This is a genomic window from Pseudomonas putida, assembly GCF_028682395.1.
In the GTDB taxonomy this organism is placed as follows: domain Bacteria; phylum Pseudomonadota; class Gammaproteobacteria; order Pseudomonadales; family Pseudomonadaceae; genus Aquipseudomonas; species Aquipseudomonas putida_AB.
Window position 1 is genome coordinate 122,372 of sequence record NZ_JANHLC010000009.1, and the last position, 22,631, is coordinate 145,002.

The 22,631-nt window shown below is 61.5% G+C and carries 20 protein-coding genes, 1 other RNA gene and 2 pseudogenes; 15 read left to right on the forward strand and 8 right to left on the reverse strand.

Features of this window, described 5'->3' with window-relative positions; translation table 11 throughout:
• The first annotated feature begins 360 nt into the window (after positions 1-360).
• From ccoN to hemN, 12 genes and pseudogenes are all read left to right on the forward strand, one after another.
• A complete protein-coding gene (ccoN, locus tag NPS46_RS20005; RefSeq protein WP_274110195.1) occupies positions 361-1,803 on the forward strand; it encodes a cytochrome-c oxidase, cbb3-type subunit I in 1,443 nt (480 codons plus the stop codon).
• Positions 1,803-2,411 carry a cytochrome-c oxidase, cbb3-type subunit II gene (gene ccoO, locus NPS46_RS20010; protein ID WP_022643327.1) on the forward strand — a complete coding sequence of 203 codons (609 nt, stop codon included), beginning with the start codon at positions 1,803-1,805 and terminating at the stop codon, positions 2,409-2,411. The genes ccoN and ccoO overlap by 1 nt, the downstream gene beginning before the upstream one ends.
• A gap of 5 nt (positions 2,412-2,416) precedes the next feature.
• Positions 2,417-2,602 carry a cbb3-type cytochrome oxidase subunit 3 gene (locus tag NPS46_RS20015; RefSeq protein ID WP_274110198.1) on the forward strand — a complete coding sequence of 62 codons (186 nt, stop codon included), beginning with the start codon at positions 2,417-2,419 and terminating at the stop codon, positions 2,600-2,602.
• Positions 2,599-3,576, forward strand: coding sequence for a cytochrome-c oxidase, cbb3-type subunit III (ccoP, locus tag NPS46_RS20020; RefSeq protein ID WP_274110200.1), 978 nt, complete (start codon positions 2,599-2,601; stop codon positions 3,574-3,576). Before NPS46_RS20015 ends, ccoP begins: the two co-directional genes overlap by 4 nt.
• A gap of 165 nt (positions 3,577-3,741) precedes the next feature.
• A pseudogene (locus tag NPS46_RS20025) lies at positions 3,742-3,963 on the forward strand (type II toxin-antitoxin system Phd/YefM family antitoxin); the annotation flags it as partial.
• Positions 3,964-4,036: 73 nt separating this feature from the next.
• Positions 4,037-4,147: pseudogene (locus NPS46_RS20030) on the forward strand (VapC toxin family PIN domain ribonuclease); the annotation flags it as partial.
• A 213-nt stretch (positions 4,148-4,360) separates the two neighbouring features.
• A complete protein-coding gene (ccoG, locus tag NPS46_RS20035) occupies positions 4,361-5,776 on the forward strand; it encodes a cytochrome c oxidase accessory protein CcoG (protein ID WP_274110202.1) in 1,416 nt (471 codons plus the stop codon).
• A 12-nt stretch (positions 5,777-5,788) separates the two neighbouring features.
• Positions 5,789-6,328, forward strand: coding sequence for a FixH family protein (locus NPS46_RS20040; RefSeq protein ID WP_274110204.1), 540 nt, complete (start codon positions 5,789-5,791; stop codon positions 6,326-6,328).
• A gap of 91 nt (positions 6,329-6,419) precedes the next feature.
• Positions 6,420-8,870: a heavy metal translocating P-type ATPase gene (locus NPS46_RS20045; protein WP_274110206.1), complete on the forward strand. Its 2,451-nt coding sequence runs from the start codon at positions 6,420-6,422 to the stop codon at positions 8,868-8,870.
• Positions 8,871-8,892: 22 nt separating this feature from the next.
• Complete coding sequence (gene ccoS / locus NPS46_RS20050; protein WP_274110207.1) at positions 8,893-9,123, forward strand: cbb3-type cytochrome oxidase assembly protein CcoS; 231 nt, start codon at positions 8,893-8,895, stop codon at positions 9,121-9,123.
• Complete coding sequence (locus NPS46_RS20055; RefSeq protein WP_274110209.1) at positions 9,116-9,799, forward strand: sulfite exporter TauE/SafE family protein; 684 nt, start codon at positions 9,116-9,118, stop codon at positions 9,797-9,799. The genes ccoS and NPS46_RS20055 overlap by 8 nt, the downstream gene beginning before the upstream one ends.
• Before the next feature lie 192 nt (positions 9,800-9,991).
• Positions 9,992-11,374 carry an oxygen-independent coproporphyrinogen III oxidase gene (gene hemN, locus NPS46_RS20060; RefSeq protein ID WP_274110211.1) on the forward strand — a complete coding sequence of 461 codons (1,383 nt, stop codon included), beginning with the start codon at positions 9,992-9,994 and terminating at the stop codon, positions 11,372-11,374.
• Here the strand turns inward: hemN and NPS46_RS20065 are convergent.
• Positions 11,371-11,868 (reverse strand): hypothetical protein, encoded by a 498-nt coding sequence (locus NPS46_RS20065; protein ID WP_274110213.1) that lies wholly within the window; start codon positions 11,866-11,868, stop codon positions 11,371-11,373. The genes hemN and NPS46_RS20065 overlap by 4 nt on opposite strands.
• Before the next feature lie 156 nt (positions 11,869-12,024).
• Here NPS46_RS20065 and fnr point away from each other — a divergent pair, with 156 nt between their 5' ends.
• Together fnr and NPS46_RS20075 are read left to right on the forward strand one after the other, a co-directional pair.
• The gene (fnr, locus tag NPS46_RS20070; RefSeq protein ID WP_274110214.1) at positions 12,025-12,759 is read left to right on the forward strand and encodes a fumarate/nitrate reduction transcriptional regulator Fnr; all 735 of its coding nucleotides are present in this window, start codon (positions 12,025-12,027) and stop codon (positions 12,757-12,759) included.
• A 75-nt stretch (positions 12,760-12,834) separates the two neighbouring features.
• Positions 12,835-13,383 (forward strand): adenine phosphoribosyltransferase, encoded by a 549-nt coding sequence (locus tag NPS46_RS20075; protein ID WP_274110216.1) that lies wholly within the window; start codon positions 12,835-12,837, stop codon positions 13,381-13,383.
• 59 nt (positions 13,384-13,442) lie between these two features.
• On the opposite strand, the gene recR is transcribed toward NPS46_RS20075, so the two are convergent.
• The 3 genes from recR to dnaX all read right to left on the reverse strand — a co-directional run bounded on the left by recR (position 13,443) and on the right by dnaX (position 16,714).
• Positions 13,443-14,045, reverse strand: coding sequence for a recombination mediator RecR (gene recR / locus NPS46_RS20080; protein WP_274110218.1), 603 nt, complete (start codon positions 14,043-14,045; stop codon positions 13,443-13,445).
• A gap of 173 nt (positions 14,046-14,218) precedes the next feature.
• Entirely contained in the window at positions 14,219-14,545 is a 327-nt protein-coding gene (locus NPS46_RS20085; protein ID WP_274110220.1) for a YbaB/EbfC family nucleoid-associated protein, read from the reverse strand.
• Positions 14,546-14,608: 63 nt separating this feature from the next.
• Positions 14,609-16,714, reverse strand: a complete 2,106-nt coding sequence (gene dnaX / locus NPS46_RS20090; RefSeq protein ID WP_274110221.1) for a DNA polymerase III subunit gamma/tau — start codon at positions 16,712-16,714, stop codon at positions 14,609-14,611.
• Between the two features lie 144 nt (positions 16,715-16,858).
• Here dnaX and NPS46_RS20095 point away from each other — a divergent pair, with 144 nt between their 5' ends.
• Positions 16,859-17,692, forward strand: a complete 834-nt coding sequence (locus NPS46_RS20095; RefSeq protein ID WP_274110222.1) for a substrate-binding periplasmic protein — start codon at positions 16,859-16,861, stop codon at positions 17,690-17,692.
• On the opposite strand, the gene NPS46_RS20100 is transcribed toward NPS46_RS20095, so the two are convergent.
• The 4 genes from NPS46_RS20100 to NPS46_RS20115 form a co-directional block, all read right to left on the reverse strand.
• A complete protein-coding gene (locus NPS46_RS20100; protein ID WP_274110223.1) occupies positions 17,631-19,328 on the reverse strand; it encodes a putative bifunctional diguanylate cyclase/phosphodiesterase in 1,698 nt (565 codons plus the stop codon). The genes NPS46_RS20095 and NPS46_RS20100 overlap by 62 nt on opposite strands.
• 22 nt (positions 19,329-19,350) lie before the next feature.
• The gene (locus NPS46_RS20105; protein WP_274110225.1) at positions 19,351-20,916 is read right to left on the reverse strand and encodes a methyl-accepting chemotaxis protein; all 1,566 of its coding nucleotides are present in this window, start codon (positions 20,914-20,916) and stop codon (positions 19,351-19,353) included.
• Positions 20,917-21,174: 258 nt separating this feature from the next.
• Positions 21,175-21,271, reverse strand: an RNA gene (gene ffs, locus NPS46_RS20110) — signal recognition particle sRNA small type.
• A 129-nt stretch (positions 21,272-21,400) separates the two neighbouring features.
• Positions 21,401-22,579 (reverse strand): zinc-binding metallopeptidase family protein, encoded by a 1,179-nt coding sequence (locus NPS46_RS20115; protein ID WP_274110227.1) that lies wholly within the window; start codon positions 22,577-22,579, stop codon positions 21,401-21,403.
• Between the last annotated feature and the right edge of the window lie 52 nt (positions 22,580-22,631).

Consider the following 22,631-nt stretch of genomic DNA (forward strand, 5'->3'; position numbering starts at 1 on the left):
TTTCGAGGACTGGCACCTGTCGGTCATGGGCGAAAACGGACGGCGCGCGTTTGCTGATAAAGCTCGATAACAGGCCTGAACGGCGGGTTTATACCGGCTAACGTCCCGTTCGATGCCTGATGTCCTGCCCCCTCACTGACACACACGCGGTCACATCCACCCCATGCCCCTCGCCGGTTCCTCTTGCGGGAACATTTTCTGGCGACCGATTTTGTCCCTACTCAGCACATGGAAAGGGCGCAGAATCAGCGTCGGAACGCCTTGACCCAGGTCATGCTGCGTTGCAATGACCCCCCGCTTTCTCCATACTTGCGGCCGATTTTTATCCCTAATAAAACACCCAAACCGTGGAACCTTAGAATGAGCACAGCAATCAGTCCGACTGCTTATAACTATAAGGTAGTCCGCCAGTTCGCCATCATGACGGTGGTCTGGGGGATCCTTGGCATGGGGCTTGGTGTCTTCATCGCCTCACAACTGGTATGGCCGGAGTTGAACTTCGATCTGCCGTGGACGACTTTTGGACGCCTACGCCCGCTGCACACCAACCTGGTGATTTTCGCCTTCGGTGGTTGTGCGTTGTTTGCCACTTCCTACTACGTCGTGCAGCGAACCTGCCAAACGCGACTGATTTCCGACAGTCTCGCGGCCTTCACCTTCTGGGGTTGGCAAGCGGTGATCGTCGGTGCGCTCATCACTCTGCCGATGGGCTACACCACCACCAAGGAATACGCTGAACTGGAATGGCCTCTGGCTATCCTGCTCGCGATCGTGTGGGTCACCTACGGCCTGGTGTTCTTCGGCACCATCGTCAAGCGCAAAACCACCCACATCTACGTGGGCAACTGGTTCTACGGTGCGTTCATCGTGGTCACCGCGATGCTGCACATCGTCAACCACGCTTCCCTGCCGGTCAGCTTCTTCAAGTCCTACTCGGCCTATGCCGGTGCGACCGATGCAATGATCCAGTGGTGGTACGGTCACAACGCCGTGGGCTTCTTCCTGACCACCGGCTTCCTCGGCATGATGTACTACTTCGTTCCGAAGCAGGCCGAGCGTCCGATCTACTCCTATCGCCTGTCGATCGTGCACTTCTGGGCGCTGATCACCCTGTACATCTGGGCCGGTCCGCACCACCTGCACTACACCGCACTGCCGGACTGGGCTCAGTCCCTGGGCATGGCGATGTCGATCATCCTGCTCGCGCCAAGCTGGGGCGGCATGATCAACGGCATGATGACCCTGTCGGGCGCCTGGCATAAGCTGCGCACCGACCCGATCCTGCGCTTCCTGGTGGTGTCCCTGGCGTTCTACGGTATGTCGACCTTTGAAGGCCCGATGATGGCCATCAAGACCGTCAACTCGCTGTCGCACTACACCGACTGGACCATTGGCCACGTACACGCCGGCGCCTTGGGCTGGGTAGCGATGATCTCCATCGGCGCCCTGTACCACCTGATCCCGAAAGTCTACGGCCGTGCGCAAATGCACAGCACGGGCCTGATCAACGCGCACTTCTGGCTGGCCACTATCGGCACCGTGCTCTACATCGCCTCGATGTGGGTCAACGGCATCACCCAGGGTCTGATGTGGCGTGCAATCAACGATGACGGCACCCTGACCTACTCGTTCGTCGAAGCGCTGCAAGCCAGCCACCCAGGTTTCATCGTTCGTGCCCTCGGCGGTGCGTTCTTCGCCAGCGGCATGCTGCTGATGGCGTACAACGTGTTCCGTACCGTACGCGCCGCGGACCCGGTGGAAGCTGAAGCCGCCGCCAAGATCGTTGTAGTTGGAGCTCACTGATGAAGCATGAAGTAGTCGAGAAGAATATCGGCCTGCTGGCCTTCTTCATGGTCATCGCCGTGAGCATCGGCGGTCTGACCCAGATCGTTCCGCTGTTCTTCCAGGACGTTACCAACAAGCCGGTCGAGGGCATGAAGCCACGTACCGCGCTGGAACTGGAAGGCCGCGACATCTACATCGCCAACGGCTGTGTCGGCTGCCACTCGCAGATGATCCGTCCGTTCCGCGCCGAGACCGAACGCTACGGCCACTACTCGGTCGCCGGTGAAAGCGTCTGGGACCACCCGTTCCTGTGGGGTTCCAAACGTACCGGTCCGGACCTGGCCCGTGTCGGCGGTCGTTACTCCGATGACTGGCAGCGTGCGCACTTGTACAACCCGCGCAACGTGGTGCCTGAGTCGAAAATGCCAGCCTACCCGTTCCTGGTAGAAAACAAGCTCGACGGCAAAGACACTGCGAAAAAAATGGAAGTCCTGCGCACTCTGGGCGTGCCTTACACCGACGAAGATATCGCCGGTGCCAAGGATGCCGTGAAGGGCAAGACCGAAATGGACGCGCTGGTGGCCTACCTGCAAGGCCTGGGCACCATCATCAAAAGCAAACGGTGATCTAAATGGATATCGGGATGATTCGCGGCCTGGGCACCGTCGTCGTGATGGTGGCCTTTATCGGCCTGGCGCTGTGGGTTTTCAGCTCGCGGCGCAAGTCAGAGTTTGACGAAGCGACCTTGCTGCCTTTCGCGGATGATCCCGAAGCCATCAAGCACGTCGAGCAAGCTTCTAGGAGTAACAAAGAATGACTACGTTCTGGAGTCTGTACGTCACAGTCCTCAGTCTGGGTACCATCTTCGCCCTGACCTGGCTGCTGCTGTCGACCCGCAAGGGCCAGCGCACCGGGCAGACGGACGAAACCGTGGGTCACTCCTACGACGGGATCGAGGAGTACGACAACCCACTGCCAAAATGGTGGTTCATGCTGTTTGTCGGCACCATCGTTTTCGCCCTTGGCTACCTGGTGCTCTACCCAGGCCTGGGTAACTGGAAAGGCCTCCTGCCAGGCTACACCTACCTGGACAATGAGAAGCAGACCCCTTTCGCCAACGGCCAGTCTGGCTGGACCGGTGTGCACGAGTGGGAAAAGGAAATGGCTAAATCGGACGCCAAGTTTGGGCCGATCTTCGCCAAATTCGCATCCATGCCGATCGAAGAAGTCGCCAAGGATCCGCAAGCACTGAAGATGGGGGGCCGCCTGTTCGCCTCCAACTGCTCGGTTTGCCACGGTTCCGACGCCAAGGGTGCCTATGGCTTCCCTAACCTGACCGACGCCGACTGGCGCTGGGGCGGCGATCCGCAAAGCATCAAGGCCACCATCATGGGCGGCCGTCATGCCGTGATGCCAGCCTGGGGCGAAGTGATTGGCGAGCAAGGCGTGAGCGATGTGTCGGCCTACGTGCTGACCCAGCTCGACGGCCGCAAGCTTCCGGAAGGCGCAAAAGCTGACCCGCAAAACGGCCAGAAGCTGTTTGCAACCAACTGCGCGGTCTGCCACGGTCCGGAAGGCAAAGGTACGCCAGCAATGGGCGCGCCTAACCTGACTCACCCGGGCGCTTTCATCTACGGCTCGAGCTTCGCACAGCTGCAGCAGACCATTCGCCATGGTCGCCAGGGTGTGATGCCTGCCCAGGCAGACCTGCAAGGCAACGACAAGGTTCACCTGCTGGCGGCCTATGTGTACAGCCTGTCCCACGGTGACAATCAGACCGAAGCCCAATAAGCCCAGCGTCTGAGCAACACCCAACGGCCCCGCCAATCACCCTTGGCGGGGCCGTTTTGTTTGAGGCCACACAACCTTGCATCGCCCAACCCACTTTCGCGATTGCAACCTCGGCCCCCGCAGTAGCAGCGCCTCTACATTCATGTTCCGTGCGCAGGTCTCACCATGAGTACCACGGCCATTTCCAGCCGGAAGCTTAAACAAGACACAAGTGGAGCCAAAAAAGCCTCGCGCCTGGCACCGGTCATCATCACCGACCGTGGCAAGCCAGCCCACGTACGGCTAAGCAGGAAGGCGCACGAAAAACTCACCGGCCCTGGCACCAGCATTGTCGAAATACTGGCCATGGCCGAACTGGCTGACTTCGATCTCCACACCCAGCGGGCAAGCTGCGCCCGAAGCGTGTCTCCCGCCAGCCCGTTTCTCTGCGCCGTCAGTCTGCTGAAACTGGAAACCGGTATCCTGCGCCTTGAATGCCGCGACCGCATTGGTTCATGGACTGACAGTGGTCAGCCGTAATATCGATGATTTCCACGCCACCGGCGCCCCGCCGCTCGATCCGTGGGGCTGATCAGGGCACATACCCGGCAGCGGGAAAAGCGTCCATAATCCACAAGTCAATTGATTCAAGTCACTACACGAACAATCGAGTTCGCCCAACGCGACCAAAGGTCGCACCCTTGAGCTAGAGCTACAGGCGTATCATTGCGCCACTGCAAGACCCTTTCTGACCGCGGTTGGCATGTACTGACCGAGGCATTTTCCACTGCCGTGGGACGCAAAGATGACTAACCAGATTCCGGTACACGATGTAACCCCGCCTGCCAAAAACTCGACGACCACTATCGACCTCTACGCGTCACGAGAAAAAATCTATACCCGCGCCTTCACCGGACTGTTCCGCAACCTGCGGATGATCGGTGGCGCCGGTTTGTTCCTGCTCTACTTCGGTACCGTCTGGCTAAACTGGGGCGGCCATCAGGCGGTCTGGTGGAACCTGCCGGAACGCAAGTTCTTTATTTTTGGTGCGACCTTCTGGCCCCAGGACTTCATCCTGCTCTCGGGCCTGTTGATCATCAGTGCCTTTGGCCTGTTCTTTATCACGGTTTACGCCGGACGCGTCTGGTGCGGCTATACCTGCCCGCAAAGTGTCTGGACCTGGATTTTCATGTGGTGCGAAAAGGTCACCGAAGGCGACCGTAACCAGCGCATCAAGCTCGACAAGGCGCCCATGAGCGCCAACAAGTTCGTGCGTAAACTCGCCAAGCACAGCCTATGGCTGTTAATCGGCTTCGTGACCGGCCTGACCTTCGTCGGCTACTTCTCGCCGATCCGCGAACTCGTCGTGGACTTCTTTACCGGCCAGGCCGATGGCTGGTCGTATTTCTGGATCGGCTTCTTCACCCTGGCCACCTACGGCAACGCCGGCTGGCTGCGCGAGCAGGTGTGCATTTACATGTGCCCGTACGCACGCTTCCAGAGCGTGATGTTCGACAAGGACACCCTGATCGTTTCCTACGATCCGCGTCGCGGCGAAGTCCGTGGCCCGCGTAAGAAGGAAGCCGACTACAAGGCCATGGGCCTGGGTGACTGCATTGATTGCACCATGTGCGTTCAGGTCTGCCCGACCGGCATCGACATCCGTGATGGCCTGCAGATCGAGTGCATCGGCTGCGCCGCATGCATCGACGCCTGCGACAGCATCATGGACAAGATGAATTATCCACGCGGCCTGATCAGCTACACCACCGAACACAACCTGTCCGGGCAAAAAACCCATAAACTGCGGCCACGCCTGATCGGTTATGCGCTGGTGCTGCTAGCCATGATCAGCCTGCTCGTCACGGCCTTCTTCATGCGCTCGCTGGTCGGCTTCGACGTCAGCAAGGACCGCGTGCTGTATCGCGAGAACGCCGAAGGGCGGATCGAAAACGTCTACAGCCTGAAGATCATGAACAAGGACCAGCACGACCACACCTACGTACTCGACGCCAAGGGATTGCCGGATCTGCGCCTGCAAGGCAAACGCGAGATCAAGGTGGGTGCCGGGGATATCGTCAGCATGCCGGTCGAACTGTCGATTGCCCCAGAAAAACTGCCGTCGAGCACCAACGAGGTGTTCTTCATCCTCAGAGATGCCGACGACAACGATGTCCAAGTTGAAGCCAAGAGCCGCTTCATCGGCCCACAAATTCGTTAAAGAGAGCCTGACATGCCTGCAGTAACTGCCTCCAGCCCCTGGTACAAGCACCTCTGGCCGTGGATCATCATCGGCATCCTGGCCTGCTCGGTGACGCTGACCCTGTCCATGGTCACCATTGCGGTGAACAATCCGGACAACCTGGTCAACGACAACTACTACGAGGCCGGCAAAGGGATCAACCGCTCACTGGACCGCGAACTGCTGGCCCAGACCCTGCAAGTGCGGGCCAGCGTGCAGCTAGACGAACTGACCGGCGAAGTCGAGTTGCTCCTGAGCGGCAAGAGCCAGCCGCAGACACTTGAACTGAACCTGATCTCCCCGACCCAGCCGGAGAAGGATCGCAAGATCACCCTGGCCCGCAGCGAGAGCGAACCGGGGCGCTATATCGGTCAATTGACCGACAAGGTCGAAGGCCGCCGCTTCGTCGAACTGCTCGGCACCGACCACGACAAGACCTGGCGTCTGTTCGAGGAAGAACAGGTCAGCCACGACCAGAAGCTGCTGCTGGGTGACGAGCCGCTGCAAGGCGCTGAACACCTGGACAACTAACCGGCCCTCCTCAAGCCCGTAGCAGCAGGCCCGACCACGCCCTCAAGGCGTCGCCGGGCCTGCTGCCACACGGACCGCGTACCCAAGGCACATGACCACTCCAACACCCTGTTATCACTGCGCCCTGCCCGTTCCGACCGGTAGCCGCTTCACGGCGACCGTTCTCGGCCAACCCCGCGAATTCTGTTGCCCAGGCTGCCAGGCCGTGGCCGAAGCCATTGTCGCTGGCGGCCTGGAAAACTATTACAGCCATCGTAGCGAAGCTTCAGCCAACCCCCAGGCCCTGCCGGTCCAGCTGCTTGACGAACTGGCCCTGTACGACCGTGCTGACGTACAAAAACCCTTTGTCCGTCACGAAGGCGAGCTCGCCGAAGCGACCCTGCTGATCGAAGGCATCAGTTGCGCCGCCTGTGGCTGGCTGATCGAGAAGCACCTGCGGACCCTGCCAGCCGTGGCCGAAGCCCGGCTCAACCTGTCCAATCATCGCCTGCATGTGCGCTGGACCGACAGTCAACTGCCCCTGAGCCAGGTGCTAAGCGAGCTGCGCCATATCGGCTATGCGGCCCACCCCTATCAAGCCGACCGCGCGTCGGAGCAACTGGCGGCAGAAAACCGCAAGGCCCTGCGCCAATTGGGCGTCGCTGGCCTGTTGTGGTTCCAGGCCATGATGGCAACCATGGCCACCTGGCCGGAATTCAATATCGACCTCAGCCCCGAGCTGCACACTATCCTGCGCTGGGTCGCGCTGTTCCTGACAACGCCCATCGTGTTCTACAGCTGCGCGCCGTTCTTTCGCGGCGCCATGCGCGACTTGCGCACGCGCCACCTGACCATGGATGTCTCGGTCTCGCTGGCCATCGGCGGGGCCTATCTCGCCGGGATCTGGACCTCGATCACTGGCGTTGGCGAGCTGTACTTCGATGCCGTGGGCATGTTCGCCTTGTTCCTGCTGGCCGGGCGCTATCTAGAACGGCGCGCACGCGAGCGGACCGCCGCCGCCACCGCGCAGTTGGTCAATCTACTGCCCGCCTCGTGCCTGCGCCTGGATGGCGAAGGCCAGAGCGAGCGGATCCTGCTCAGTGAACTGCGCCTTGGCGATCGGGTACTGGTGCATCCTGGGGCAGTCCTGCCGGCCGACGGCAAGATCCTCGACGGTCAGTCGAGCATCGATGAATCCCTGCTGACGGGCGAATACCTGCCTCAAGCCCGGCAGGTGGGCGACGCGGTCACCGCTGGCACCCTGAACGTCGAGGGCGCGCTGACTGTCGAAGTGCTTGCCCTCGGCCAGGACACACGCCTGTCGGCCATCGTTCGGCTGCTGGAGCGCGCCCAGAGTGAAAAACCGCGCCTGGCGGAAATTGCCGACCGCGCCGCCCAATGGTTCCTGCTGCTGTCACTGATCGCAGCCGCCGTCATCGGGCTGCTGTGGTGGCAGCTCGATCCTTCGCGAGCCTTCTGGATTGTCCTGGCCATGCTCGTCGCCACCTGCCCGTGTGCGCTCTCCCTGGCCACGCCAACCGCGCTGACCGCCGCAACCGGCACCCTGCACAAACTCGGCTTGCTGCTGACCCGCGGACATGTGATCGAGGGCCTGAACCAGATCGATACGGTGATTTTCGACAAGACCGGCACCCTGACCGAAGGACGCCTGGCCCTGCGCGCCATTCGTCCTCTGGGCAGCCTGGACAGCGACGAATGCCTGAGCCTGGCCGCCGCCCTGGAAAACCGCTCCGAACACCCGATCGCCCGAGCCTTCGGCCGAGCGCCACGGGCCGCTGACGAAGTCCACAGCCGTCCCGGCCTTGGCCTGGAGGGCTTGATCGGCGAACAGCGCTTGCGTATCGGCCAGCCGGCGTTTGTCTGCGCCCTCAGTGCCAGCCCACTGCCGACCATGCCCAGCGAGGCCGGGCAGTGGTTACTGCTGGGCAATGAAGAGGGCCCGCTGGCCTGGTTCGTCCTCGACGACCGCCTGCGCAGCGATGCCCCGGCCCTGCTCGCCGCCTGCAAGGCGCGCGGCTGGAAAACCCTGCTGCTGTCCGGCGACAGCTCGCCGATGGTCGCCAGCGTGGCGGCCGAACTGGGCATCGACGAGGCCCGGGGTGGCCTGCGCCCCGACGACAAGCTGCAAGTATTGCAGTTGCTGCACCGCCAGGGCCGCAAGGTGCTGATGCTCGGCGACGGCGTCAATGACGTCCCCGTACTGGCGGCCGCTGATATCAGCGTGGCCATGGGCTCGGCCACTGACCTGGCCAAAACCAGCGCCGACGCAGTGCTGTTGTCCAACCGCCTCGATGCACTGGTACAGGCCTTTTCTCTGGCGCGACGGACCCGCCGGGTCATTATCGAGAACCTGCTCTGGGCTGGCCTGTACAATGGCCTTATGCTGCCCTTCGCCGCCCTGGGCTGGATCACGCCCATCTGGGCCGCGGTGGGCATGTCCATCAGTTCATTGACCGTGGTGCTCAATGCCTTGCGCCTGACTCGCCTGCCCGATCAGACACCGGCCGGCCCCACGCCAGAAACCCGCCCTCTACCGGCCTGAAGCCGGCGGGCACGGAGTTCACATGCCAGCTCTCTACGTGATGATCCCGGCGGCGCTGCTTATCGTCGCCATCGCCATCTACATCTTCTTCTGGGCCGTGGACAGCGGCCAGTACGACGACCTCGACGGTCCGGCCCACAGCATTCTGTTCGACGACCAGGACCCGAACCATACTGCGGCCGTCGATGAGGCCGCCAACGGCACACCCGAGGCCCAGTCCAACCCTCACGATCCGGCCCCGCCCCATGCTTGAGCTCGCCCCGCTGCTGGTCTCGGCAGTGATTCTCGGCCTACTGGGCGGCGGTCATTGCCTGGGCATGTGCGGCGGCCTGATGGGCGCCCTGACACTGGCCATCCCCAAAGAACAGCGCAGCCGGCGCTTTCGCCTGCTGCTGGCCTACAACCTAGGGCGCATCCTCAGTTACGCCAGCGCCGGCCTGCTGATCGGCCTGGCCGGCTGGGCCGTGGCCAATAGCCCGGTCGCCATGTTTATGCGCATCCTCGCCGGCCTGCTGCTGATCGCCATGGGCCTATACCTGGCGGGCTGGTGGAGCGGGCTGACCCGCATCGAGGGCCTTGGGCGCGGCCTGTGGCGGCATATCCAGCCCGTTGCCAATCGCTTGCTGCCGGTGTCCAGCCTGCCACGGGCGTTGCTGCTGGGCGCGCTCTGGGGCTGGCTGCCGTGCGGCCTGGTCTACAGCACGCTGCTGTGGTCGGCCAGCCAGGGCAATGCGCTCGACAGCGCGTTACTGATGCTGGCATTCGGCCTTGGCACCTGGCCAGTACTACTGGCCACTGGCCTGGCCGCCGAACGGGTCACCGCCTTGCTGCGCAAGCGCAGTGTGCGCATGGCCGGCGGCTTGCTGGTGATGCTCTTTGGCCTGTGGACGCTGCCCGGCCCCCACCAGCATTGGCTGATGGGCCACTAACCAGGCTCGGCCCCCCGGAAAAGCCGGCGACCTGGGTCCCGGTAACCGCCTGCAACAACCCTGGCGGTACATTGGTCGAAAATGCTCAAAGGCACGGCCCACGCAGCCTAGAGGCTTTGATACAAGTCAAGATGAAGCTTTCGCGAACTGCCTAGACTCCGGACATTGCAGCCAATCCGGGGGAACGCCCGCATGCTCGACGCCATTCGTTGGGACCCAGACCTGATCCACCGCTACGACCTGGCGGGACCGCGCTACACCTCCTACCCGACCGCCGTACAATTCCACAGCCAGGTCGGAACCTTCGACCTGCTCCATGCACTACGCGACAGCCGCAAAGCACTGCGCCCTCTCTCGCTCTATGTGCACGTGCCTTTTTGCGCCAACATCTGCTACTACTGCGCCTGCAACAAAGTCATCACCAAGGACCGCGGACGCGCCCTGCCCTATCTCCAACGCCTGGAACAGGAAATCCAGTTGATCGCCTGCCATCTGGACCCGAACCAGAAGGTCGAGCAACTGCATTTCGGCGGCGGCACGCCCACTTTTCTCAGCCATGACGAACTGCGCCAGTTGATGGCCCACCTGCGCAAGCACTTCAACCTGCTGGACGACGACTCGGGTGACTACGGGATCGAAATCGACCCCCGCGAGGCCGACTGGTCGACCATGGGCCTGCTCCGCGAACTGGGCTTCAACCGCGTCAGCATCGGCTTGCAGGACCTGGATCCTAACGTACAGCGGGCGGTCAACCGCCTGCAAAGCCTCGATGAGACCCGCGCAGTGATCGAGGCGGCGCGCACCCTGCAGTTTCGCTCGATCAATATCGACCTGATCTATGGCCTGCCCAAACAGACCCCGGACAACTTCGCCCGCACCGTGGACGAAGTGATCAGCCTGCAACCGGACCGCCTTTCGGTGTTCAACTACGCCCATCTGCCCGAGCGTTTCATGCCCCAACGGCGGATCAACGGCGCGGATCTGCCCGCACCGGCCGACAAGCTGGAAATGCTGCATCGCACCATCGAACAACTGACCCGTGCCGGTTACCGCTACATTGGCATGGACCACTTCGCCCTGCCAGACGATGAGCTGGCCATTGCCCAGGAAGAGTCGACCCTGCAGCGCAACTTCCAGGGCTATACCACCCACGGCCATTGCGACCTGATCGGCCTCGGCGTTTCGGCCATCAGCCAGATCGGGGATTTGTACTGCCAGAACAGCAGTGACCTGAACCAGTACCAGAACACCCTGGCCGGCGCGCAGTTGGCGACCAGCCGCGGCCTGGTATGCAATCAGGATGACCGCCTGCGCCGAGAAGTGATCCAGCAGATCATCTGCAACTTCCACCTCGACTTCGAGGCCATCGAGCAGGCGTTCAATATCGATTTTCGCGGCTACTTCAGCGCCGCCTGGCCACAACTCGAAGCCATGGCCCGGGACGGCCTGATCACGCTCGACAGCAACGCCCTCAGCGTTCTTCCCGCCGGGCGCCTGCTGGTTCGTTCGGTGTGCATGGTGTTTGACGTTTACCTGGAAGAGCAGAACCGCCAGCGATTCTCTCGGGTCATTTAACCGCTGGACAGCAGCTTGGCCACGTCCATCACCTGATCGCTGGTCAGATCCTTCAAGGCCTTGGTCAGTGCACCGTTTGCACTGATAAGGCCGGCGCTGAGGCTGGCAATCTCGCTCTGCAGGGCACTCAGCCTGGCCTGCATTTGCTCGGGACTCATGCGCCTGTCGGACATCACCGCCTGTAGCTCGGCCCTTTTTTCCGCCAACTCCTGTTGCAACTTGCGAATCATTTTCAATAGATTCTTGACGTTATCGGGCAAGCTACTGTCGTCGATATCACTGTTCGAACTCTTTTGCGTCCCGCCTGCCGATATCTTCAAACCGATCTCAGATAGCGTGACTTGCACCCCCGTGGCCGGAGGCGCTTTTTCGGCCTGTGCACCCGCCCCATTGGCTGCGATAGCCTCGGCATCGGTTTCAGCGTCCTTGGCTTGAGGCGTCATCGACGGCGTCAACATACCGTTGCTGACAAGCGAACCAAAAATGGATGGCATGTAACAGGTACTCCTCTGAATATCCCTTATCCAAGGCTATCGGCCATAATTCGTTTACTTTAATAGCAATGCGCCATTTTGGAGCAGGCTGGCCTCTAATCCCCTTGCTGGGTTACCCTTATCGCTTATGTGTGTTTTCTCACAAGGATTTACGTAATGTCCGAGCCAGTAAAACTGCGCGCTCATAGCCAGGCTCATTGCAAGGATTGCAGCTTGGCCCCTCTCTGCCTGCCACTTTCGTTGAATCTGGAAGACATGGATGCGCTGGACGAAATCGTTAAACGTGGTCGCCCGCTGAAGAAAGGCGAGTTCCTGTTTCGCCAGGGCGATGCGTTTGCCTCCGTCTATGCAGTACGCTCCGGCGCCCTGAAAACCTTTAGCCTGAGCGACAGTGGCGAAGAGCAGATTACCGGCTTCCACCTGCCCAGCGAATTGGTCGGCCTGTCCGGCATGGACACGGAAACCTACCCGGTTTCGGCCCAGGCCCTGGAAACCACGTCGGTGTGTGAAATCCCCTTCGAGCGCCTGGATGAATTGGCCCTGCAACTACCGCAGTTGCGCCGCCAACTGATGCGCGTCATGAGCCGCGAGATCCGCGACGATCAGCAAATGATGCTGCTGCTCTCCAAGAAAACCGCCGACGAACGCATTGCAACCTTCCTGGTCAACCTCTCGGCCCGCTTCCGCGCCCGTGGCTTCTCGGCCAACCAGTTCCGCCTAAGCATGTCGCGCAATGAAATCGGCAATTACCTTGGCCTGGCGGTAGAAACCGTTTCGCGGGTTTTCACTCGCTTCCAAACCAATGAACTGATTGCGGCAGAAGGCAAGGAAATCCAGATCCTTAATCCGATCCAGCTCTGCGCCCTCGCAGGTGGTTCACTGGACAACTGAACAAGGTGCAACCCGGCAAGCCCACACTTGCCGGGTTATACTGGCGCGCTTACAGCAAGCGCGGACTCCTCGCCCATGATCACCGACTCCTTCTGCATCAAATCCCTGATCCGCCCCGTAGTGGACTTCCCCAAACCGGGAGTGATCTTCCGCGATATCACGCCACTCTTCCAATCGCCACGGGCCTTGCGCCTGGTCGCCGATACGTTTGCCCAGCGCTATGTCGAAGCAGAATTCAGCCATATCGGCGCCATGGATGCCCGAGGCTTTCTGATCGGCTCGATCATTGCCTACCAACTGAACAAACCCCTGATCCTGTTCCGCAAACAGGGCAAACTACCTGCCGACGTGCTTGCCGAAGGCTATCAGACCGAGTACGGCGAAGCGTTTCTCGAAGTCCATGCTGACAGTCTTTGCGAAGGCGACTCGGTGCTGATGTTCGATGACCTGATCGCCACCGGCGGCACCCTGATCGCCGCTGCCAATCTGGTGCGCCGCATGGGCGCGTCGATCTTTGAAGCCGCGGCAATCATCGATTTGCCGGAACTCGGTGGCTCGCAGCGCCTGGAAGACATGGGCATCCCGACGTTCTGCCTGACCCAGTTCAGCCTCAGCGAACAATAGCTCTTAACGGCAGGCTCCAAGCTTGCGATTGGCCGCTTAAAGCTTGCCGCTCATGTCCCTTACAGGGAGATGGGTTTGCGCCCGGCGAATGAGTGGGCCAGGGTTCCGCCATCCACCAGTTCCAGCTCGCCACCCAAGGGCACGCCATGGGCGATGCGCGAGGTGATCAGGCCCTTGCCGGCCAACAGCTGGGCGATGTAATGGGCAGTGGCCTCGCCTTCTACCGTCGGGTTGGTGGCCAGGATGATTTCGGTGAAGCTGCCCTGTTCTTCGATCCGCGCCAGCAACTGCGGAATCCCGATGGCTTCAGGCCCCAGGCCATCGAGCGGCGACAGGTGCCCCTTGAGCACAAAGTAGCGACCGCGATAACCGGTCTGCTCCACCGCGTACACATCCATCGGCCCCTCGACCACACACAACAAACTGTCATCGCGGCGCGTGTCAGCGCACTGCGGGCACAGATCGTCCTCGGTCAGCGTGCGACATTGCCGGCAATGTCCGACACCTTCCATGGCCTGGCTCATGGCCTGAGCCAGGCGCAAACCACCGCTGCGGTCACGCTCAAGCAGTTGCAGGGCCATGCGCTGGGCGGTCTTCTGACCCACACCCGGCAGCGTACGCAGGGCATCGATCAATTGGCGAATCAGGGGGCTGAAGCTCATGAAAAAGGTCCTACAAAAACAACAAGAGGCGGTTTATACCTGCGCCCCGAAAGGGTGTCATCCACTTTTTTCAGCCCACCGCCCCCTTGCGGGCCCGAGTTTACTCGCGAGTTTTTGACTCACAAAAACAAATGCCAGGCACAGGCCTGGCATTCAAGGGGTCGCGATACCGATCAGAACGGCATCTTGAAGCCTGGCGGCAACTGCATGCCCGAGGTCATGCCGGACATCTTGTCCTGGCTATTGGCTTCGATCTTGCGGGTCGCGTCGTTGAACGCCGCGGCGATCAGGTCCTCCAGCACGTCCTTGTCTTCCTGCATCAGGCTGTCGTCGAGCGTCACGCGCTTGACGTCGTGACGACCGGTCATCACCACCGAGACCAGACCGGCACCGGATTGCCCGGTCACTTCGGCATTGGCCAGTTCTTCCTGCATCTTGGCCATTTTTTCCTGCATCTGCTGCGCCTGCTTCATCAGGCCGGCCATGCCACCCTTCATCATGGGAATCACCTCAAAGTTGCTTGGACATTGAACCCGAGCCCACACGGGGCTCGGGCACTTCATTTACTGACCCTGAGCTTCCAGGGTATCGACAGGTTCAATAGTATCGTCACGGATCACCGCGCCGAACTGTTGCATCATTTGCTGGATAAACGGATCACCGTGGATCGACGCTTCAGCCTCGCGCTGACGCTCTGCACGGCGCCGCGACGCTGCCTGGGCCGGTGTCTCCTGTTCGGGCTTGATCAACTCAATCGACAGCTTCAGCGTACGCTGGTGGTACTGGTTCAGCGCGTCATTGAGCCGGCGCTGCTGCGTGGCATTGAACAGCGCACTGTGCGCGGGATCCAGGTGCAGCAGCCAGTCATCGCCATCGACGGCAATCAGCGTGCAGTTGGCCGCGATACTCGCGGTCATGCCGGAAATCGGCAGCTTGCCAAACAATTCCAGCCATTCCAGGGCCAGCCCGGTCGCCGGCTCGGCGGCCGGCAGCGGCTCCGGTTCGGGCGCTGGATCACTGGCATGCTCGCTGGCCAACTCATCCAGATAGCTATAGGCCGAATCCATGTCCGGCTCGATATAGTCTTCGTCCAGCGGTGGTTCGTCATCCAGATCAACCCCGCCCGTCGCCGCCGCAACCAGCGCCACGGAAGGCTCCGGAATTGTTGCCGCCGCCCACTCGGGCGCATCCGGCACAACGCTGTCCGGCACGGGCACCGGCATTGGCGGCAACGACGGCGGCTCGCCAGCGGTCTCCAGGATCGGTTCTTCAAGCGGTTCCTGCTCGGGTTCCGGCGCACGCTGCGCCGCAGGTTCCGGATCCCTCGCCACAGGCTCGTTCCACGGCAGATCGACGTCCTCAACCCCTGCCGCCACTGCGGGAGCGACGCTCGGCTCGGGCACGGCCTGCACCACCGCCGCGATCTCGGGCACCTTCACCGGCTCTGGCACCGCGACTGGCGCAGGTGCCGTTGCAACAGGCGGCGCGGCAACAACCGCTGCCGGCGCCACGGTTGGGGTGGAATCAACTGTGGCCTGGCTGATCCCCACGGGCTTTAGCGGCTGCCTCGGTGAGTCGGCGCTATCGGCCGGACGGAACGCAAGCATCCGTAGCAAGACCATTTCAAAGCCGCCGCGCGGGTCCGGCGCCAATGGCAGGTCGCGGCGTCCAATCAGGCCCATCTGGTAATAGAACTGCACATCCTCGGCCGGCAATGCCTGGGCCAAGGCCAGCACGCGCTCGCGATCGCCATGACCGTTATCGACCCCTTCAGGCAGCGCCTGGGCGATAGCGACGCGGTGCAGCACATTGAGTATTTCCGACAGGACACCATTCCAGTCCGGCCCCTGCTCCGCCAGGTGGCGCACAGCCTCGAGCAACCCCTTGGCATCGCCATCGATCAACGCATGCAGCACATCGAAGACCTGGCCATGGTCGAGGGTGCCGAGCATCGCCCGCACATCCGCCGCCATGACTTTGCCTTCACCGAAGGCAATCGCCTGGTCGGTCAGGCTCATGGCATCGCGCATCGAGCCATCGGCAGCCCGCCCCAGCAACCACAGTGCATCGTCCTCGAACGGCACGTTCTCGACCCCGAGCACGTGGCTCAGGTGCTCGACCACCCGCTCGGGGGTCATATTCTTGAGAGAAAACTGCAGGCAACGCGACAAAATTGTTGCTGGAAGTTTCTGAGGATCGGTCGTCGCCAGGATGAATTTGACGTAGGGCGGCGGCTCTTCGAGGGTCTTCAACAGCGCGTTGAAAGAGTGCGTGGAAAGCATGTGCACTTCGTCGATCAGGTAGACCTTGAAGCGCCCGCGGCTTGGCGCGTATTGCACGTTGTCGAGCAGCTCGCGGGTGTCCTCGACCTTGGTCCGGCTCGCGGCGTCGATCTCGATCAGGTCGACAAAGCGCCCCTCGTCGATCTCCCGGCAGACCGAACAGCTGCCGCACGGCGTTGAAGTGATGCCTGTTTCACAATTCAGGCACTTGGCAATGATCCGCGCAATGGTGGTCTTGCCGACTCCGCGGGTCCCGGTAAAAAGGTAGGCATGATGCAGCCGCTGACTGTCCAGGGCATTGATCAGAGCCTTGAGCACATGGGTCTGGCCGACCATTTCGCGGAACGAGCGCGGACGCCATTTACGTGCAAGAACCTGATAACTCATCGATAACCGTCGCATCTGGAAAGCGGAAGACCGCTAATGCTAGCGGAGCAGGGGGCAAATTGCATCCGGCGCTCTCGTCTAATCTGGCTAAGCTGCTCATTGCGATGAACATTCACGGTTCTGTCACACCCGCCGGAGAGTTTGATGCGAGTGATCCTGTGCGCCCTGCTGCTGGTCGCCAGCCAGGCTTTTGCCGCACAAGCGCCATTGCGCTTCTCGATTGCCGACAGCTGGGCGATGCCTCTAGTGCAGATCGAAGACAACCAACCGCGCCAGGGCATTCTCTACGACATGATGTCCCGCCTGGCCCAGCACCTCGGGCGGACGGCCGAGTTCCATGTGCTGGCCCGCGCACGCGTGCAAAGCGCCATTGAGCATGGCGAGATCGACGTCCGCTGCTACAGCGCCCAGTCGTGGGTCGACAGCCCGTCCGGCAACTATCTGTGGAGCATCCCGTTGTTCATCCAGCGTGACCTGCTGGTCGGCAACCCGAAGCGCACTGCCCCGGTCGATCCACGGCAGTTGCCCACGCAAAGTATCGGCACGGTCCTCAGCTACACCTATCCGACCCTGCAGCCGCTGTTCGACAGCGGCCAACTCCAGCGCGACGACGCTCGCAGCCAGGAACAGGTCCTGGAGAAACTCACCATCGAGCGCTCCCATTACGGCGTCAGCAATCAATGGTCGCTGGAGTGGTTCAACCAGCGCCAGCCGCCCGAACGGCGCCTGCACGCCGTGGCGGTGCTCCAGGAACAGGGCGTGGGCTGCTATGTTCGTAACGATCCGAGCCTGCCGGCGCAACCCATCCTGCGCACGCTGCTGCGCATGAAAATGTCCGGCGAAATAGATGATATCGTCCGCCGCTACATTGGCCATTATGATAATGGCCCGCCGGACGCTCTACCGCCCCTCCCGCCTACTGCCCAGCCTGATCACGCCATTCCCGGGGCTGACGATAGCCCGCCGCCCAGTCGATGACCTGTGCCGCCGGCATGGGCCGCGAGATGCAGTAGCCCTGCGCCAGATCGCAGCCCAGGGCCATCAACAGCGTCCCGTGCTCCAGCGTCTCCAACCCCTCGGCCACTACCTGCCGACCAAAGGCCCCGGCCAGGCCTATCACGGCTCGGGTCAACGCCAGGTCGTCGTGATCATGAAGAATATCGCGCACAAAGGACTGATCGATCTTGATGGTTTGCGTCGGCAGCCGCTTGAGGTAGCTCAGGGAGGAATAACCCGTACCGAAATCATCCAGCGAAAATTGCACGCCCATCTCCTGGCAGGCCACCAGGCAGTCGCTGACCCGCTGGATATTCTCGATGGCCACTGACTCGACGATTTCCAGATCCAGCATCCGTGGCGGCACCGAAGGATGACACGCCAGCAGCAAACGCAGGCGTTCGACGAAATCGCTGCGCTGAAAGTGCCGGGCCGCAATGTTCACGCTGACCACCCAAGCCTGCCCGGCGTCCTGCCAGCGGCGCATCTGGAACAGGGCCTGATCGATGACCCATTCGCCGATATCGACGATCAGATCGGTCTGCTCCACCAGCGGCAGAAACTCGCCCGGCGCAATCAGCCCGCGCCTGGGGTGCTGCCAGCGCAACAACGCTTCAAAGCCCAGTATCGCGCCGGTGCGCATGTTGACCTTGGGCTGGTAATGCAGACACAACTCGCCATTGCCCAGAGCCTGGCGCACGCGCTCGACCGTCTGGTGGGTGGCCTTGACCTCCTTGTCCAGCGACACATCGAACAGATGAAAACGATTGCGCCCGCTCTGCTTGGCCACGTACATCGCCTGATCGGCGTGACGTACCAGGGTATCGGCATCTTCATTGTCGAGCGGGAACAAGGTGACCCCCATGCTCGCACTGACCCGCAGATCCTGGCCGCGGACCCGGTAAGGCGTGGCAATCAGGGCCAGTATTCGCTCCAGTGCCACCTGCAGCTGCGCCTGATCGCGCACCTGGCGCAGGATCAGCACGAACTCGTCGCCGGAGAGCCGCGCCACCGCATCGGTACTGCGCAGTACCGACTTGAGGCGGGCCGAGACCTCAACCAGCAGCAGATCGCCACAGGCATGCCCGTAGCCGTCATTGACGGCCTTGAACCCATCCAGGTCGAGCATGCACACCGCCAGCGGCCTATTCTCCAGCCGCGAGCACTCCAGCGCCTGGTTCAACAGATCGGACAAAAACGCCCGATTGGGCAATCCGGTCAGCACGTCATGGCCTACGCGCCACTGCAAGGTGTGCAGCAACTGGCGCTTTTCACTGATATCGAAACGAATGGAGACGTACTTGCGCACCTGCCCCGTCTCGCTGTCGAACAACGGCACCATGGTGCTGTCGACCCAGTACAGCGCCCCACCCTTGGCCCGATTGCAAATCTCACCCTTCCACACCCGACCCTGCGCCAGGGCCCGCCACATGCCCTCGAAGAACTCGGGCGCATGCATGCCCGAATTGAGGATCCGGTGATTGCTGCCCAGCAGCTCTTCGCGGCTGTAACCGGAGATCAGACAAAACTGCTCATTGACGTATGTAATGCGTCCAGCGGGGTCGGTTTCGGAAAAAATCGCAGCCGCATCCACCGCCGCGCGGTAATTCTCGTTCATTAGTTGCTCTGCCAACGACGGGCTATCGATTAAAGCGTTCGACCAGGGCCCGCAGGCCGGCGGAGATACTTTCCAGTTCAGCACCCCGAACAGCCGCCGCATTGGCGTTGCTCGCCGTACGCTGCACCGTGCCCGCCACCGTATTGATCTGCTGCGAGACCTCCTCGGCCACGCCGGACTGCGCCTGGGAGGCCGCGGCCATTTGCCGGCTCATCGCGCTAATGCGCTCCACCGCCTCGCGAATCCCCTGCAACGCCTGTTGGGCCTGCAGCACCCGGGCCACGCCCTGCTCGGCCTCCTCGATCCCCAGGCTGGCGATGCTGACCGCATCCTGGGCGCCCGCCTGCAGGCTTTCGATAATGCCCTGGATCTGCTCGGTCGACTCCCGGGTCTTGCCCGCCAGTGCGCGGACCTCATCGGCCACCACGGCAAACCCACGGCCCTGCTCGCCCGCCCGCGCAGCTTCAATGGCGGCATTCAAGGCCAGCAGATTGGTTTGCTCGGCAATTGCGCGAATCACGTTCGAGGCCAGCATGATGTCCTGAGTCTGCGCGGCCAGGCTGCCGACCGCCTGATTGATCTGGGTAACGGTGCCGGCCAGCAACTGAATCGCCTCGCGGGAGGCTCCGGCGACCAGACTCCCCTGTTCCGCCAACTGATTGGCAATGGCCGCTTCACCTGCGGTCTGCTGAACGTGAGCGGCCACTTCGCCGATAGAGGCCGCCATCTCGGTCATGGCCGCAGCGGTCATATCGGTTTCGCCACGCTGTTCGAGCAATGCCGATTCGGTCCGGCGCGACAAATGGCTGGAGTCCACCGCCGCCTCGGCCATCTGCACAGCCAGGTCGCTGAGCCGAGTCAACGCCGTCTTGAGCCGCGCCTCCTCACTGATCAGGATCATCTGCAATTGGCCGGTGGCGCCCAGCTCATCGCTGTAGGTCAGAGCACTGACAGGGTCGGAAAAAGTATGGGGCGTACTTGCCACCAGGCGCTTGAGTTCACGCCCCAGCCGGGCCCGCTCCCACAGCCCCAACGAGACGAACAACAGGGCGATAGCCGCTTGCGCCAACGGCGCCGGGAAAGCTTGCGTTGCGCCGATGGCCAGTACTGTCGCGCAGAGGGGTAATGCCAGTGCCCGGGCCAGGGCAGCGGCACGTCGACGCAGGGGGACCGGCGAACGCTGCTCGCGCAACCGGGCATAGAGGGCCTCGGCCCGCTCGACTTGCTCGCGAGTCGGCTTGACCCTGACCGACTCATAGCCGACCAGCGCGCCCTTTTCGAGCACCGGCGTGACGTAGGCGCTGACCCAATAGAAATTGCCGTTCTTGCAGCGGTTCTTGACCACGCCCATCCAGCTATGGCCAGCCTTGAGGTATTGCCACATCAACTGGAACACCGCCTCCGGCATGTCCGGGTGACGCACCAGATTGTGCGAGCTGCCGATCAGCTCCGCCTGGCTGAACCCACTCATGGTGGCGAACTCGGCGTTGCAGTAGGTGATCTTGCTGTGGATATCGGTCGCGGAAATAAGACGCTGCAGCGCCGGAAATGTCTGTTCGACATCGTAAACCGGCAAATTGAGACGCACGATGAAACTCCATTAGCATTAGTCGAAAGGCCTGGCTCCTCCTAGGAAAACAGCAACTCTCAGGTAAATCCCATTCATGCCAAACAACCCGGCACGGGCAACCACCGGGCAGGTGGATCAGTCGCTCACATCTTTATGTGGCGCACAAGCAAAGGCCACGCCGGACCGTTGGATCAGCGCTAAACATTTCAAATAAAGGAGGGGGATACCGCTCGAGAAACGCTTGTCGAGATTCGACAAGTCACGTTATGGAGGCAACCCCACCAGCCACACCTCGGCACACAATGTTCCCGCTGTGGCTGCTTCCTTCCGGATCTGACCAGGTTCACGGGTAATCGTTGCGAGGGGACCGATGGGGTCACCATAACGATGCTCACCAGTCGACGAGCCGCGCCATTGTACCTATATAACGCTAAGTTACAACCGCCGACCGCGGATTAAAATTCGAGAAGCTTCAAGCACTTGTGCATAAACGCCAGCGCGATCACAACCCCGACGCCTGGATCTGCACGGCCGCGTTTGCCTGACCACCTTTCATCTCGATGACCAGGTGTACGAAGTGCAACTTGGTAATCACTGCCGGCGACAGGACAAACGGGTAGAAATCCGGCTGGCCCATGCTGCGCGACAATTCATTGAGCATCCCTGCCAGCTCGATCCAGGCATTGATAAATGCCAGAAATGCCGGGGCGCCTGGATGGCCGGGGTCATACAGGCTGTCCAGGGGAAACGGCCGATAGTCCAGTTCCATCTCACGGGCACTCATGCCAAACCCCAACGCCGTGTCCACTGCATCCATCATGTGCAGGTAGTGAGCCCAGGTTTCGGCCCAATCCTCCCAGGGGTGCATGGTCGCGTAGGCGCTAACGCAGCGCTGTGACCAGTCATCGGGAGCGCCCTGTGCGTAATGCCGCTCCAGCGCCTCGGCGTAGCTGACCCGCTCGTCGCCGAACAGCTGGCGAAAAGGCTCCAGCCAGTGGCTCTCGGCAATGAGGCGATCCCAGTAGTAATGCCCGACCTCATGGCGAAAGTGCCCCAGCAACGTGCGATACGGTTCGCGCATCTGCACGCGAACCGTTTCGCGATAGGCATCGTCGGCTTCCTTGATATCCAGTGTGACCAGGCCGTTGGCATGCCCCGTGACAGGCGCTCGGCCCTTTTGGTCAACGCCCAGAAAATCGAAGGCCAGCCCCTGCTCCTCATCGTCGGCCTTAGCAATCACGGGCAAGCCCAGGTTAAGCAATTGGGCGATCAAGCGGCGCTTAGCAGTTTCGACCTTGCGCCAGCGCTCATGATTCTCGGTGATCGATAAGTCGGGAATGGTGTTGTTCAGCCGACAGGCGATACAGTGGCTGGCCTGGCCATCATCGGCCAGCAGCCAGTTGCAGGCCGCTGGCGTATCGAGGTTGGCACAACGACGCCAGAGCCCGGCCTGCGGCGCCGCATCAAGTATCCAGGTGGCGGCCAGCGGTCCTGGCTGCAAGGACGATAGCTGCCCCTGCTCCGGCTCATAGCCCAGCGCTGCCAGGCAGGCCAGGCACTGACTGTTGCGAAAGAATACCGGCTGGCCGCACCGGCACTGCCACAGCTTGCCATTGCGCGACCGCTCACTGACAAACGGCGCAGCGATCCGTGAAGCCAACTGTTCGAAGAAAAAGTGCATGGCGATCTCTCCCAAGGATTGCCAAGACTAGATCATCCTCGTGCGCCAGTGG

Excerpts from the sequence above, each read along its gene's own strand:
- ccoN (WP_274110195.1), top strand. The coding sequence starts at position 361 with ATGAGCACAGCAATCAGTCCGACTGCTTATAACTATAAGGTAGTCCGC.
- ccoO (WP_022643327.1), top strand. The coding sequence starts at position 1,803 with ATGAAGCATGAAGTAGTCGAGAAGAATATCGGCCTGCTGGCCTTCTTC.
- NPS46_RS20015 (WP_274110198.1), top strand. The coding sequence starts at position 2,417 with ATGGATATCGGGATGATTCGCGGCCTGGGCACCGTCGTCGTGATGGTG.
- ccoP (WP_274110200.1), top strand. The coding sequence starts at position 2,599 with ATGACTACGTTCTGGAGTCTGTACGTCACAGTCCTCAGTCTGGGTACC.
- ccoG (WP_274110202.1), top strand. The coding sequence starts at position 4,361 with ATGACTAACCAGATTCCGGTACACGATGTAACCCCGCCTGCCAAAAAC.
- NPS46_RS20040 (WP_274110204.1), top strand. The coding sequence starts at position 5,789 with ATGCCTGCAGTAACTGCCTCCAGCCCCTGGTACAAGCACCTCTGGCCG.
- NPS46_RS20045 (WP_274110206.1), top strand. The coding sequence starts at position 6,420 with ATGACCACTCCAACACCCTGTTATCACTGCGCCCTGCCCGTTCCGACC.
- ccoS (WP_274110207.1), top strand. The coding sequence starts at position 8,893 with ATGCCAGCTCTCTACGTGATGATCCCGGCGGCGCTGCTTATCGTCGCC.
- NPS46_RS20055 (WP_274110209.1), top strand. The coding sequence starts at position 9,116 with ATGCTTGAGCTCGCCCCGCTGCTGGTCTCGGCAGTGATTCTCGGCCTA.
- hemN (WP_274110211.1), top strand. The coding sequence starts at position 9,992 with ATGCTCGACGCCATTCGTTGGGACCCAGACCTGATCCACCGCTACGAC.
- NPS46_RS20065 (WP_274110213.1), bottom strand. The coding sequence starts at position 11,868 with ATGCCATCCATTTTTGGTTCGCTTGTCAGCAACGGTATGTTGACGCCG.
- fnr (WP_274110214.1), top strand. The coding sequence starts at position 12,025 with ATGTCCGAGCCAGTAAAACTGCGCGCTCATAGCCAGGCTCATTGCAAG.
- NPS46_RS20075 (WP_274110216.1), top strand. The coding sequence starts at position 12,835 with ATGATCACCGACTCCTTCTGCATCAAATCCCTGATCCGCCCCGTAGTG.
- recR (WP_274110218.1), bottom strand. The coding sequence starts at position 14,045 with ATGAGCTTCAGCCCCCTGATTCGCCAATTGATCGATGCCCTGCGTACG.
- NPS46_RS20085 (WP_274110220.1), bottom strand. The coding sequence starts at position 14,545 with ATGATGAAGGGTGGCATGGCCGGCCTGATGAAGCAGGCGCAGCAGATG.
- dnaX (WP_274110221.1), bottom strand. The coding sequence starts at position 16,714 with ATGAGTTATCAGGTTCTTGCACGTAAATGGCGTCCGCGCTCGTTCCGC.
- NPS46_RS20095 (WP_274110222.1), top strand. The coding sequence starts at position 16,859 with ATGCGAGTGATCCTGTGCGCCCTGCTGCTGGTCGCCAGCCAGGCTTTT.
- NPS46_RS20100 (WP_274110223.1), bottom strand. The coding sequence starts at position 19,328 with ATGAACGAGAATTACCGCGCGGCGGTGGATGCGGCTGCGATTTTTTCC.
- NPS46_RS20115 (WP_274110227.1), bottom strand. The coding sequence starts at position 22,579 with ATGCACTTTTTCTTCGAACAGTTGGCTTCACGGATCGCTGCGCCGTTT.